Genomic DNA, 12,952 nt, shown 5'->3' on the forward strand with positions numbered 1-12,952 from the left:
CGGCCGGGCGACCCAACCCCGGATGCTTGCCGGGGACCCGCTGCGGCAGGATCGGCGGTATGGATCTGGGATTGACCGACCGGGTGTACGTGCTCACCGGCGCCTCCCGCGGCCTCGGCTACGCCACCGCGCAGTGCCTGGTCGCCGACGGTGCCCGGGTGGTGATCTCGGCCCGGCGTGCCGACGAGGTGGCCGCGGCGACCGCCGCCCTGGGCGGGCCGGACCGGGCGGTCGGCATCACCGCCGATCTGGCCGACCCGACCACCCCCGGCCGGCTGGTGGAGGCCGCGCACCAGCACTTCGGCCGGCTGGACGGGGCCCTGGTGTCGGTGGGCGGGCCCACCCCGGGCAGCGCCGCCTCCATCGAGGACGACCAGTGGCGACACGCCTTCGAGACGGTCTTTCTGGGCAGCGTACGGATGGTGCGGACGGTGGCCACCGCGCTGCCCGAGGGGGGTGCGATCGCTCTGGTGCTCTCCACCTCGGCCCGGGGGCCGGTGCCCGGCCTGGGCATCTCCAACGGCCTGCGACCCGGCCTGGCCGGGGTGGCCAAGGATGTCGCCGACGAGTACGGCCCGCGTGGGGTACGGGTGGTCGGCCTGCTGCCGGGGCGCATCCTCACCGACCGCAACCGGGAACTCTTCGCCGCCAGTGGCGACCCGGAGCGGGCCCGCGCCGAAGCGGAGGCCGGCATCCCGCTGCGGCGCATCGGCGACCCGGTCGAGTTCGGGCGGGTCGCCGCCTTCGTGCTCTCCCCCGCGGCCAGCTACCTCACCGGGATCACCCTCCCGGTCGACGGCGGCGCGCTGCGCGGCCTGTGACCGTCGAACCGCCCGCCGAGGGGGTCACCGAGCCGGGTGCGGCGGTGGCCCCCCGCCCGAATCCGCGCCCCAGCCGGGAGGAACTGGCCGCGGCCGTGGACAAGACCCTGCCGGATGTCATCCGCCCCGGCCTGGAGGTGCTGTTCGTCGGCATCAACCCGGGGCTGTGGTCGGCGGCCACCGGTTGGCACTTCGCCCGCCCGGGCAACCGGTTCTGGCCGGCCCTGCACCGCAGCGGGTTCACCCCCCGCCTGCTGCACCCCAGCGAGCAGGACACCCTGCCCGCACTGGGGCTGGGCATCACCAACATCGTCGCCCGGGCCAGCGCCCGGGCCGACGAGCTGACCGCAGCCGAACTGGTGGCCGGGGCCCGGGAGTTGACCGAGAAGGTGGCCCGGTACCGGCCCCGCTGGGTGGCCGTGGTCGGGGTGACCGCCTACCGGGTGGGGTTCGCCCGACCCAGGGCGACCTTCGGTCGGCAGCCCGAGCCGCTGGCCGACGCCCGGCTCTGGGTGTTGCCCAACCCTAGCGGCCTGAACGCCCACTACACCCCGCAGACCCTGGCCGCCGCCTTCGCCGCCCTCCGCGAAGCGGCCACCGAGTAACCCGCCGGGCCGGTAGCCCGGCGGATCCGCTGGCGGCGGCCGACGGACAGCCAGGCGGGGCTCGGTTGGCGGCGGGCGATCGGGGTGGTAGCCCGCCGGGGTGGTCAGTTGGCGGCGGCGGGCGGCAGGGCTTCGTCGGCCAGGTACTCGCGGGTGGGGATGACGACCGGCTCCGGGTGGGCGGCATCGGCGTACGGGCTGGGCGAGTCGGCCAGCGCGAACTGGGTGCGGTACAGCTCGGCGTAGAGGCCGCCGACCGCGACCAGTTCCTCGTGCCGGCCCCGCTCGACGATCCGCCCCCCGTCCAGAACCAGGATCTGGTCCGCGTCGCGGACGGTGGAGAGCCGGTGGGCGATCACCAGGGCGGTGCGTCCGGTCAGCGCCACCGACAGCGCCCGCTGCACGGCCGCCTCGCTCTCGGAGTCCAGGTGGGCGGTGGCCTCGTCGAGGATGACGATCGAGGGTGCCTTGAGCAGCAGCCGGGCGATGGCGATGCGCTGCTTCTCCCCGCCGGAGAAGCGGTAGCCCCGCTCCCCCACCGTGGTGTCCAGCCCGTCGGGCAGGGACCGGACCAGGTCGGCCACCTGGGCGCCGGCCAGGGCGGCCCACAGTTCCTCGTCGGTGGCGTCGGGCTTGGCGTACCGCAGGTTCTCCGCGATGGTCTCGTGGAACAGGTGGGAATCCTGGGTGACCACGCCGATCTCGTCGCGCAGGGAGGGCAGGGTGGCGTCCCGCACGTCCACCCCACCGACCAGCACCTGCCCGTCGGTGACGTCGTAGATGCGGGAGATCAGCATGGACAGGGTGGACTTGCCGGCACCGGAGGGGCCGACCAGGGCCACCATCTGGCCCGGCTCGACCGTGAACGAGACGCCCTTGAGCACCGGGTCGTTGATCGTCCGGTCCAGGGTGGCGACCTCCTCCAGGGAGGCCAGCGAGATCTCCGCCGCGCTCGGGTAGCGGAACCGCACGTCGCGGAACTCCACCTTGCCCGCGCCCTTGGGCACCGGCACCGCGTCGGGTCGTTCGGTGATCGCCGGCTTCAGGTCGAGCACCTCGAAGACCCGGTCGAAGGAGACCAGGGCGCTCATCACGTCAACCCGGACGTTGCTCAGCGCGGTCAGCGGACCGTAGAGCCGGGTGAGCAGCAGCGCGAGGGTGACCACCGTGCCGGCGCTGACGTCACCCCGGACCGCCAGCCAGCCACCCAGGCCGTAGGTGAGCGCCTGGGCCAACGAGGCCACCAGCATCATCGCCACGAAGAAGGTCCGGGAGTACATCGCCGACTGGATGCCGATGTCGCGTACCCGCTCGGCGCGGCGGGCGAACCGGTCGGCCTCGGCCTCCGGCCGGCCGAACAGCTTGACCAGCAGTGCGCCCGACACCCCGAACCGCTCGGTCATGGTGGCGTTCATCTTGGCGTCCAGGTTGTACGACTCGCGGGTGATCTCGGCCAGCCGCCGCCCGACCCGGCGGGCGGGGATGATGAACACCGGCAGCAGCACCAGCGACAGCGCGGTGATCTGCCAGGACAGGGTGAACATCACCGCGGCGGTGAGCAGCAACTGGATCACGTTGCTGACCACCCCGGACAGGGTCGAGGTGAAGGCCCGCTGGGCGCCCAGCACGTCGTTGTTGAGCCGGCTGACCAGGGCACCGGTCTGGGTGCGGGTGAAGAACTGCAGCGGCATCCGCTGCACGTGGTCGTAGACCCGGGTACGCAGGTCCAGGATGATGCCCTCGCCGATGCGCGCCGAATACCACCGTTGGGCCAGCGAGAGCAACGCGTCGGCGACGGCCAGCCCGGCGATGAACAGGGCCAGCCGGATCACCACGGACCCACCCTCGGGGCCGCCCCGGGTGATGGCGTCGATCACGTCACCGGCCAGCAGCGGGGTGGCCACCCCGATCACCGCTGCGACGATCACCGTCAGCAGGAACACGATGATGTCGCGGCGGTAGGGCTGGGCGAACGCGACGATCCGCCGGGCCACCCCCCGCTTGAGGCGGTGGGTGGAGATCTCGTCGCGACTGCGCATCGACCGGAGCATGCCCCAACCGCCGCTGGCCATGTGGTTGGACAAGCGTCACCTCCGGGTCGTCACTGGCGATCGAATCGTCAGTCGATCTGCCGTCGGGTCAATTCTCCCGATGCCTACGACAACCTCGTAAGTAACCCGGTACTTCCCGATCGGTCCTTACTATTCTCGCCGACTATTCGCCGCGCCCGGTGAGATCACGCAACCGTCGGGTCTGCGCCTCCCGCTCGGCCCGCTGCTGCTCGGCGTGGCTTCGGCCGCCCGCCCCGGCGAGCAGGGCCTTGATCTCCACGACCGCGTTACGGTCGTTGGCGAGCAGGCCCGCGGCGAGGTCGCGTACCGCGCCGTCAAGCTCGTCGTTGGGCACCACCAGGGTGGCCAGGCCGATACGGTCCGCCTCGGCGGCGTCCATCCGCCGGCCGGTGGCGCAGATCTCCAGCGCCCGGCTGTAGCCGACCAACTCGACCAGGCGTTTGGTGCCGGCCAGGTCCGGCACCAGCCCGATGGTCGCCTCGGCCATGGACAGCTTGGCGTCCGTGGCCAGTACCCGCAGGTCGCAGGCGAGGGCCAGCTGGAAGCCGGCACCGATGGCGTGCCCCTGCACGGCGGCGATGGAGATGATGTCCGGCCGGTGCAGCCAGGTGAAAGCGGCCTGGTAACCGGCGATCTGGTCGGCGCACTCCGACTCCGGCAGGGCGGCCAGCTCGGCGAAGGAGTCCGGGCCGGAGGCGCCGGCTGTCGACAGGTCCAGTCCCGCCGAGAACGCCCGCCCCTCCCCACGGAGGATCACGACGCGTACATCGCCGGGCAGGACCCGGGAGAATTCGCTCATCGCGCGCCACATCGCCGGGGTCTGCGCGTTGAGCACGTCGGGCCGGCACAGGGTGACTGTGGCCACCGGCCCGTCGCATTCCAGCCGGACCCCGGTCGCCTCGGCGGTCACCGGGCGGCCCGGGTCACGGCGATGGTGGGCGCCGTGGACCGGCGCGTCACGCCTTCTTCCGGCGCCGAGCGCCGCCGCGCTGCCGCAGCTGCACCCCGGACTCGGTGAGTACCCGGTGGATGAATCCGTAGGAACGGCCGGTTGAGGCCGCGAGAGCACGAATGCTCTCTCCCCCGGTGTACCGCTTGACGAGGTCCTTGGCGAGCGTCTGACGCTCGGCTCCGACGATCCGGCGACCCTTCTCAGTGCTGGTGGCTGTGCCCGTGGCTGCCATGCTGTGTCCTCACGTCCCAGACTGTGCGGTTCGGATACGGTCCCACCTATTAGACCGTCTCGAACGATCATGCGCCAGATATCAACTATTCGCCAACCGACACGCTATGCAATGTCAGCTTCCCGATAGGTGACGCCAGCCAGGGCAGCACCAGCTCACCCGCCCCTCGGCCGCGAACTCCGACAATCACCTGCCGCAGTGATCCAGTTACGCTACGCCAGTTCGACGAGTTCCAGGAGGTCGTCGCTCCAGGCGTCCTCGTCGCCGTCCGGCAGCAGGATGGCGCGGTCCGGCTTGAGCGCCAGCACGGCGCCCGGGTCGTGGGTGACCAGGACGATCGCGCCGGGATAGCGGGCGATGGCGTCGAGGACCTGTTCCCGGCTGACCGGGTCCAGGTTGTTGGTCGGCTCGTCGAGCAGCAGCACGTTGGCGCCGGAGCAGACCAGGGTGGCCAGGGCCAGTCGGGTCTTCTCCCCGCCGGAGAGCACCCCGGCGGGCTTGTCCACGTCCTCGCCGGAGAAGAGGAAGGCCCCGAGGATCTTGCGCAGCTCGGTGTCGGTCTGCTCGATCGACGCGGCCCGCATGTTCTCCAGTACGGTCCGGGTCACGTCCAGGGTCTCGTGCTCCTGGGCGTAGTAGCCCAGCCGCAGCCCGTGCCCGGGGTGCACCTCGCCGGTGTCCGGCTCCAGCAGACCCCCGAGCATCCGCAGCAGGGTCGTCTTGCCGGCGCCGTTGAGCCCGAGGATGGCCACCCGGGAACCCCGGTCCACCGCCACGTTGACGTCGGTGAAGATCTCCAGGGACCCGTACGACTTGGACAGGCCGGTCGCGGTCAGCGGGGTCTTGCCGCAGGGGGCCGGGGCGGGGAAGCGCACCTTGGCCACCTTGTCGGAGACGCGTACCTCCTCCAGGCCGGACATCAGCCGCTCGGCCCGGCGGGCCATGTTCTGCGCGGCGACGGTCTTGGTGGCCTTGGCCCGCATCTTGTCCGCCTGGGCCATCAGCGCCCCGGCCTTCTTCTCGGCGTTGGCCCGCTCCCGGCGGCGACGCCGCTCGTCGGTCTCCCGCGCCTCCAGGTACGCCTTCCAGCCCAGGTTGTAGACGTCGACCACGGACCGGGTGGCGTCGAGGAACCAGACCTTGTTGACGACCGATTCCAGCAGGTCACCATCGTGGGAGATGACCACCAGCCCGCCCTTGTGGTTGGCGAGGAAGCCGCGCAGCCAGGTGATCGAGTCGGCGTCGAGGTGATTGGTGGGCTCGTCGAGCAGCAGGATGCCGCCGCCGTTGTCGCCGGCGTCACGGAACAGGATCCGGGCCAGCTCGATGCGGCGGCGCTGACCGCCGGAGAGGGTGCCGATGGTCTGTGCCAGGGCCCGGTCGGGCAACCCGAGGTTGGCGCAGATCCGGGCCGCCTCGGCCTCGGCGGCGTACCCACCCAGGGCGGCGAACTGGTCCTCCAGCGCGCCGTAGCGGCGGACCAGCTTCTCGTCGCCGCCGTCGGCGAGCTTGGCCTCCAGCTCCTGCATGCCGGCCATCAGGACGTCCAGGCCCCGCGCGGAGAGCACCCGGTCGCGGCCGGTGACCTCCAGATCGCCGGTACGCGGATCCTGCGGCAGATAGCCGACCGGGCTGCGCCGGTCGACCTGCCCGGCGTACGGCTGGCCCTCACCGGCCAGCACCTTCAGCGTGGTGGTCTTGCCGGCGCCGTTGCGGCCGACCAGGCCGATCCGGTCACCGGGCTGCACCCGCAGGGTGGTGTCGGACAGCAGGATCCGGGCGCCGGCGCGCAGTTCCAGGCCGCTGGCAGTGATCATGTCGGGGTACTCGCTCTCGGGATCCGAAGGGCTGACTCAGGGCACACGAAAGCGCCGGCGGATCTCGGTGACCCGTCGGCGCGGGGCGTTCAGCCTTCGCAGAGCAGCACGGCGACAAGTGTACCGGGCCCCGCTGGATGGGCACCGGGGATTATCAACCAAGATCGTCGGGTACCGGATCGCCCACCGGGGCCTGTCTCCGGCACCGCGACCATCAAACTGATCACCGACCGATCGGGGTCATCATGGAGCTGAACGAGAACGCCCGCATCGACACCAGCCAGATCGACGACCGGCGGGGCAGCGGAGGCGGAGGCGGAGGGATGGGCATCCCCCTCCCGACCGGCGGCGGGCGCGGCGGCATCGTCGGGATCGTCATCGCCGTCCTGGTGGCCCTGGTCGGCGGCGGTTTCGGCCTGAACGCGATGACCGGCGAGGAGGGCGACAACACCGCGCTGGAGCAGCGCTGCGAGGCCCCGGACGCGTTGGAGCACCTGGACTGCCGCAACAACCTGTACGTCAACTCGATCCAGGCGTACTGGCGTACCGCCCTGCCGGAGGCCTTCGGTGAGCAGTACCGGCCCACCCGTACGGTCTTCTTCGACCAGGCCGTCAACACCGCCTGCGGCTCGGCCGACTCCGGGGTCGGACCCTTCTACTGCCCGGCCGACTCCCTGGTCTACATCGACCTGAGCTTCTACGAGGTGCTGGCCGGGCAACTCGGCGCCACCGGCGAGTTCGCCCAGCCGTACGTGCTGGCCCACGAGTACGGCCACCACGTGCAGAACCTGCTCGGCACCAACGAGCAGGTCCGCCGCGCCCAGCAGCGCGACCCGGGAGCGGCCAACGAGCTGTCCGTACGGCTGGAGTTGCAGGCCGACTGTTTCGCGGGCGCCTGGGCCAAGAACGCCACCGGCACCGCCGACGAGCAGGGTCAGAAGATCTTCACCAGCATCACCGAGCGGGACATCGCCGAGGCCATCGACACCGCCGAGGCGATCGGCGACGACGCCATCTCCGAGCGGGCCAACCGGCCGGTGAACCCGGACGAGTTCACCCACGGCTCCTCGGCCGACCGCAAGCGCTGGTTCAACCGGGGCTACGAAAGCGGCGACCCGGCCACCTGCGACACCTTCAGCGGCGCGGTCTGACATCTGGGGTGGGGGTGTCGAACGGTGTCCGACACCCCCACTGAACCAGCTATGCGACGGCAGGAAGTGAGCCGAACTTCAGCCGACGAAGGTCTTCGACATAGACGAAGCTCTTGCCATCCGGTGACGAACTGGGATGGTACGCCTCCTCACCATCCGCCGCCGCAGACCGACGTGGGAGCAGCTTGATCCAGAACACGTTCCCCGGACAGCTGTGTCGACTGCTGCCGCCACACTGCCTGCCGTTGGATGCCTCTTCCCGCAGGAAGTACACCCACCCGTCGCTCGACCAGACCGGATCGGTAACCGTGACGTACACGATCGAGGGTGGCCACTGGCACCCGCCGGACACCGCGAGGATCAGCAGAGCCAACGGAGCAGCCAGGAAGGCCCGTCATTTCTCGATGCGCGTCTGCCGTAGCCGCCGTCCAGTTTCGTGGCACGCCTCAACCCCCCGGTTCGATCATGGCAAGCCAGCCGTCACGGGTACCAGCGAGGCCACCCTCATCTTCCGCCGTTCAGCAGAATCGCCGCCGTCGTTGTGCGGTCAGGCGGGGTCGCGGACGAGGATGCGGACTGCACGGGCGGCGGTAGCCGCGTCCTGGAGTACCGCGTATCGGGGCTCGGGAACGTCGAGCAGCCGCTCGGCGCGTAACGCGGCCAGCGGGGCCAGTCTGCGGTCGGCGAGGATCCCGTCCACCGTCCGCCGGTCACCGCCGACGACCAGGGCGGCCAGGCGGTCGGCCTCCGGCAGCAGCAGCCGCACCGCCAGATCCGCCGCCTCGGCCAGGGCCGCCTTCGCCTGGTTGTCCCGGCGGCGGGCGAACCGCTGCTGCGACCAGCCGCCGGCGGCGGTACGCCCCTGCACGTACCGGGTGTCCACCTTGTGCACCGGTAGCCGCTCCCCCTCGGCGATGCCGACCGCGACCGCGCTCTTGCGGGCCAGCAGCAAGCCGATCCGGCGGGACGCCACGGCCTGGGCGACGAAGGCCTCCAGGTCCTCGGTGGCGGGTGCTCCCGGTGGGGTGTGCAGTTCGGCGGTGGCGCCGTCCGGCGCCGACAGCAGCAGGCCGTACTCCTCGATTCCGATGGTCGGCTGGCCGTGTCGCTCGGCGAAGCCGGCGACCCAGCGCGCGACGCGGGCCGGGTCGACCTCGACCCACCGGCCACCTCCGGCGGCGGGTCGGCTGCTCATGCCTCGACCGTACGACACCGCGCGGCGGCCCCGGCAGGCGGGACGGCCTCGGCCGCTGAGGCACGCCGAACTCCGCGCCGGGGTGCCGGCGTGACAGCCCTGGTCTCCTGCCGGACGGGCCGGGGACGCCGACCGGGAAACGGAAAGCGGGAGGACACCTGAGGTGGTGTCCTCCCGCGTCAGTCAACCGTCGGTCAGTGCACCGTGAGGTTGCCGCCGGTCAGGTTGACCTCGCCGGTCCCCGTGCCCGTCCAGTCGGACGAGGAGAGCAGGACACCGCCCTGCCACAGGGTGAGCCCGACGGAGTCGTTGCGCCCGGGGGCGCCCCGGTCGGTCACCGTCACCGCCAGCGTCAGGCCGCTGGCGACCAGCTTGCCCTTGCTGTCGTACAGGCTGGCCTGGTAGCGCAGGTCGGCCCGCTTACCGGCGGAGGTGATCCCACCGCCGGCGACCGTGGTGGCCTTGATCGTGTAGGTCTTGCCACCGGAGCGGAACTCGATGTCGGCCTTGCCGGAGGCGGCCTTCTTGCTCGTGGCCGGCTTGGCGTTCAGCTCCACCGAGACCTTCGAGTTCCGGTCGGCCGGGTAGGCCCCGGCGGACCGACCGGCGGTGAAGTGGCCACCACCGGTGAGGAAGCCGCCGTCGGAGACGGCCACCCGCACCGTGGCGGTGGTGCTGCCGGTGTAGTGGCCGCCGACCGTCGCGGTGACGGTGTGGGTGCCCGCCGGCAGGGTGGCCGTGCAGGCCGCCGAGCCGGTGGTGGTGGCCGTGCCGAGCAACTGCACCGCAGCGGTGCAGAGGGTCGCACCGCTCGCGGTGAAGGTGACCGTGGCGTTGCGCAGGTCGCCGGCGGTGGTGTCGGTCGTCGACGGGAGCACCGAGCTGTCCCGCAGGACGGTCCGCAGCAGCGCGCTGCCGGCGGCACCGTTGGTCACGGTGCTCACCAGGGTGTCCCCGGCCCAGGTGGCCGCCGCGTTCTCCGGGGTCACCCGGATGGTGAACGCGGTGTTGCCGACCAGGCCGGAGCCGTCGGTCACGGTGACGGTGACCGGGTAGTCACCCGGTGCCGCCGCAGTGGTGCCGGTGACCGTCCAGGTGCGGGTGCCGGGTCGGGTGTCCGCACCGGAGGTGGCGCCCACGGTCAGCACCAGACCGGCCGGCAGGCCGGTGGCGGAGGCGGTGAGCGCCGAACCGGCGGTGTCGCCGTCGGTCGCCCGGATCGTCACCGTCGGCGCGAGCGCGTCGCTGTACTGCACGCTGACCCCGCCGGCCGGGGCGTCGTGGGACACCTCGGGCGCAGACCGGATGGTGAACTCGGCGTCGTTGACGGCGAAGAAGACGTTGCCGACCGCCTCGATCTTGATCCGGGCCTTGTCGGTGGCCACGTTCGGCAGGTTCACCGTCGCGGTACCGGTGTTCGGGGTGCTCTCGGCCAGCACGTACGGGAACGTCTCGCCACCGTTGACCGACAGCGTGATCTTCACGTTGCCGGTGTTCACCGGTGCCGCGTCGGTGCCGGCGACGTCCCAGGTCACGGCCTGCGCCGAGCCACCGTCGACGGTGGTGGCGGCGGCCTGCGAGGTGACCAGGAACGGCCCGGCGTCCGGCGCCAGGGTCAGCGCGACGTTGGCGCTGCCGACGCCGCCACCGCCGAGGCGACCGTCGCGGGCGGTGAGCTTGAAGTTCAGCGTACGGTCGTTGTTGAAGCCGACCCAGTCGCGGGTGGGCAGGAACTCCGAGTAGCAGTCCAGGATCTCCGGCGGGACGTTCGAGGCGCTACCGCTGGTCGGCGGGGCCGGAGCGGTCGGGCAGGCACCAGTCTTGGCGTTGGTGTTGCCCACCAGGATCTGCAACATGTCCGGGAAGACCCGGGTGGAGTTCGTGGTCACCGCGTTCTGGCCCGGCGAGTGGTACTTCAGCGCGTCCTCCGGGGACACCCACGCCGGCTCGCCGAAGACCCGGAACAGCGGGCCGTTGGTCTTGGTGTTGTTCATCAGCGCGGTACCGGCGCTGCCGCCCCGGTCGTTCTGCTCCCACAGGTAGGTGAGTGTGTCACCGTCGACGTCGGTGGCGCTGCCGGTGAGGGCGAACGGGGTACGCACCGGGATGGTGACGTTGGCCGGCACGGTGACCACGGGAGCGTGGTTGGCGGTCTGCTCGACCAGGTACCCACCGTTGTCGATGGCACCACCCTTGGCGGTCTCGCCGACGAAGCCGGTGACCTCGTTGAGGTTGGTCAGGGTGAGCGGGGCGACGTTGGTGGCGGCCAGGGCGCCGGTGAAGGTGACCTGGAAGCCGGTGTCGTTGAGCGTGCCGCTGCCACCGAAGGCGGCCACGTTGACCGTGGCCCCCGCCGGCCAACCGGCGATGGACTCGATCGCCGCCTTGATCCCGGCGGTGGTGTAGTTGACCCCGCGCACGATCGGCGCCGAGTCGACGCCACCGTAGTTGACGGTGAACGAGTCGCCGTTGGTGTCGAAGTCGACCAACGACACCGTCTGCACCTCGTTGATGGCCGGCCGGTTCGCGGTCACGAAGTTCGTGATCTCGGTGAAGGTGCGGTGCGACCAGTACGGGTCGGTGTGCGGCTGGAGGTTGTCCTGCCGGCAGATGCCGGCGTACGCCATGATCGACGAACCGCTGCCCGGCTCGTACGAGTTGGCCGCGCTGCGGTTGCCGCCGGAGCAGTTGTGCTGGTTTCCGTTGAAGGTGTGGTTGCCGGCGAACTGGTGACCGATCTCGTGTGCCACGTAGTCGACCGCGAAGTAGTCACCGACCGGGTTCGGCAGACCGGTGCAGCCACGGGCCTTGCCGTCGCCGCCGACCACGCCGAGACCGGCGATGCCGCCGCCGCTGAGGCCGAGGCCGATGTGGCCGACGTCGTAATTACTGGCGCCGATGATCTGGCCGAGCACGATCCGGTTGCGGTTCAGCAGGCCGCCGCTGCACCCGGCGACCTGGGCCGGGGTGTAGCACGGCGCCGAGCCGCACGGGCCGTTCGGCTCGGTGGCCAGGGCCGGGGTGTTCAGGTTGGTCTTGTCAGTGTCGTTGACCAGGACGAGCCGGATGGCGGTCTCGTCCTCGTAGATCTGGTTCACCCGGTTGATCAACGTCACCTTCGCCGCGGTCACGTTCTCCGCACCGAAGTAGTTGGCGTACGTCGGGTCGGTGACGAACGCGAGGCGGTAGGTGCGCAGGTTCACTCGCGGGCCGGCCACCGGCTCGTCGAGCGCCTCGTGGATCTCGTCGTGCAGGGCGTGGGCCGCCGTCTCGACGTCCTCCCGCTCGACGAAGTCGCCGTGCCGGTCCTCCAGGTCCCGGGCGAAGTAGCTCGCGTACAGGCTCTGGTCGCGCTCGTAGAGGGGGTCGATGTACCAGGCGCCTTCGGCCGAGCGGATCGAGGCGTGGAAGCCGAGCGGGGTGAGGTCCGCCCGGATCGTCGCGGTCGGGTCGTCCAGGCCCTTACCCGCGTACGTGGTGATCTCCGGATGCTTGGCGGCCAGGCCGGCCTCCATCACCGGCGACTTGACCAGCTCGAAGCGCTGGAAGGTGCCATCCGGCGCGGGCAGTGACACCACCTTCTTGAGCTGGCGCAACGCCCGGCGGTTCTCCGTCGGGGCCTGGTCCAGCACGCCCTTGATGCCGGCACGGTCGAGAGTGTAGGCACTGAGCCGGTTCGCCTTGATCGCGGCCGCCCGGCCGGACTTGGTGGCCGCGGGCTTGCCGTCGACCTTCCGCCACGGTCCCTCGGCAGAGGGTGCTGCGGAAGCGGGCGCCGGTGCCGCCAGGACCGGCAGCAACGCCGCGGTCATCACGGTTGCCAGGAATGCGGCCAGGCGACCACGACGTGGCCGGCCGTGGGTCGACCGACCACCCGTTGGGTGGGTGAGGAGGGTCCTCAAGTCAGCTCCCTGTTGATGGAGGGGTGAGACCGGTCACGCCCGCCCGGGTCCACGGGACAGGCATGAATGATCTACGGATCTGACAGCACCCTAAGCGGACAGCGAGAGTCAAACATCCCCTGAACAGGGCAGAAACTGGCCGCCAGTCCACCTGCTACCCGCCGGGCCGCAGCATCGGGAGCGGACCACCCTATGTGGAGCCTCC

9 protein-coding genes are annotated in these 12,952 nt (G+C 71.1%); 3 read left to right on the top strand and 6 right to left on the bottom strand.

Translation table 11 applies throughout. The features are described 5' to 3' along the window. Nucleotides 1–59: 59 nt before the first annotated feature. Both ACGFIK_RS07130 and mug read left to right on the top strand, forming a co-directional pair. The gene (locus ACGFIK_RS07130; RefSeq protein ID WP_357529746.1) at nucleotides 60–821 is read left to right on the top strand and encodes an SDR family oxidoreductase; all 762 of its coding nucleotides are present in this window, start codon (nucleotides 60–62) and stop codon (nucleotides 819–821) included. Continuing rightward, entirely contained in the window at nucleotides 818–1,426 is a 609-nt protein-coding gene (gene mug / locus ACGFIK_RS07135) for a G/U mismatch-specific DNA glycosylase (RefSeq protein ID WP_393338204.1), read from the top strand. Before ACGFIK_RS07130 ends, mug begins: the two co-directional genes overlap by 4 nt. A 104-nt stretch (nucleotides 1,427–1,530) precedes the next feature. Here mug and ACGFIK_RS07140 read toward each other — a convergent pair whose 3' ends face one another. The 4 genes from ACGFIK_RS07140 to ACGFIK_RS07155 all read right to left on the bottom strand — a co-directional run bounded on the left by ACGFIK_RS07140 (nucleotide 1,531) and on the right by ACGFIK_RS07155 (nucleotide 6,499). After that, complete coding sequence (locus tag ACGFIK_RS07140; RefSeq protein ID WP_327027044.1) at nucleotides 1,531–3,498, bottom strand: ABC transporter ATP-binding protein; 1,968 nt, start codon at nucleotides 3,496–3,498, stop codon at nucleotides 1,531–1,533. A gap of 142 nt (nucleotides 3,499–3,640) precedes the next feature. After that, nucleotides 3,641–4,408, bottom strand: a complete 768-nt coding sequence (locus tag ACGFIK_RS07145) for an enoyl-CoA hydratase/isomerase family protein (RefSeq protein WP_327025005.1) — start codon at nucleotides 4,406–4,408, stop codon at nucleotides 3,641–3,643. A 46-nt stretch (nucleotides 4,409–4,454) separates the two neighbouring features. Then, the gene (locus ACGFIK_RS07150; RefSeq protein ID WP_007072022.1) at nucleotides 4,455–4,682 is read right to left on the bottom strand and encodes a helix-turn-helix domain-containing protein; all 228 of its coding nucleotides are present in this window, start codon (nucleotides 4,680–4,682) and stop codon (nucleotides 4,455–4,457) included. Nucleotides 4,683–4,894: 212 nt separating this feature from the next. Further along, on the bottom strand, nucleotides 4,895–6,499 hold the full coding sequence (locus tag ACGFIK_RS07155) for an ABC-F family ATP-binding cassette domain-containing protein (RefSeq protein WP_327025003.1): 1,605 nt from the start codon (nucleotides 6,497–6,499) through the stop codon (nucleotides 4,895–4,897). Between the two features lie 245 nt (nucleotides 6,500–6,744). Here ACGFIK_RS07155 and ACGFIK_RS07160 point away from each other — a divergent pair, with 245 nt between their 5' ends. Further along, entirely contained in the window at nucleotides 6,745–7,650 is a 906-nt protein-coding gene (locus tag ACGFIK_RS07160; protein WP_327025002.1) for a neutral zinc metallopeptidase, read from the top strand. A 547-nt stretch (nucleotides 7,651–8,197) separates the two neighbouring features. On the opposite strand, the gene ACGFIK_RS07165 is transcribed toward ACGFIK_RS07160, so the two are convergent. Both ACGFIK_RS07165 and ACGFIK_RS07170 read right to left on the bottom strand, forming a co-directional pair. Continuing rightward, nucleotides 8,198–8,845, bottom strand: a complete 648-nt coding sequence (locus ACGFIK_RS07165; protein ID WP_327025001.1) for an acVLRF1 family peptidyl-tRNA hydrolase — start codon at nucleotides 8,843–8,845, stop codon at nucleotides 8,198–8,200. A gap of 194 nt (nucleotides 8,846–9,039) precedes the next feature. Continuing rightward, nucleotides 9,040–12,657: a M12 family metallo-peptidase gene (locus ACGFIK_RS07170; RefSeq protein WP_393338209.1), complete on the bottom strand. Its 3,618-nt coding sequence runs from the start codon at nucleotides 12,655–12,657 to the stop codon at nucleotides 9,040–9,042. Nucleotides 12,658–12,952 lie beyond the last annotated feature (295 nt).

Source organism: Micromonospora sp. NPDC048871, from assembly GCF_043198155.1.
Taxonomy (GTDB): domain Bacteria; phylum Actinomycetota; class Actinomycetes; order Mycobacteriales; family Micromonosporaceae; genus Micromonospora.

Excerpts from the sequence above, each read along its gene's own strand:
- ACGFIK_RS07165 (WP_327025001.1), bottom strand. The coding sequence starts at position 8,845 with ATGAGCAGCCGACCCGCCGCCGGAGGTGGCCGGTGGGTCGAGGTCGAC.
- ACGFIK_RS07140 (WP_327027044.1), bottom strand. The coding sequence starts at position 3,498 with ATGGCCAGCGGCGGTTGGGGCATGCTCCGGTCGATGCGCAGTCGCGAC.
- ACGFIK_RS07130 (WP_357529746.1), top strand. The coding sequence starts at position 60 with ATGGATCTGGGATTGACCGACCGGGTGTACGTGCTCACCGGCGCCTCC.
- ACGFIK_RS07160 (WP_327025002.1), top strand. The coding sequence starts at position 6,745 with ATGGAGCTGAACGAGAACGCCCGCATCGACACCAGCCAGATCGACGAC.
- ACGFIK_RS07155 (WP_327025003.1), bottom strand. The coding sequence starts at position 6,499 with ATGATCACTGCCAGCGGCCTGGAACTGCGCGCCGGCGCCCGGATCCTG.
- ACGFIK_RS07170 (WP_393338209.1), bottom strand. The coding sequence starts at position 12,657 with ATGACCGCGGCGTTGCTGCCGGTCCTGGCGGCACCGGCGCCCGCTTCC.
- ACGFIK_RS07150 (WP_007072022.1), bottom strand. The coding sequence starts at position 4,682 with ATGGCAGCCACGGGCACAGCCACCAGCACTGAGAAGGGTCGCCGGATC.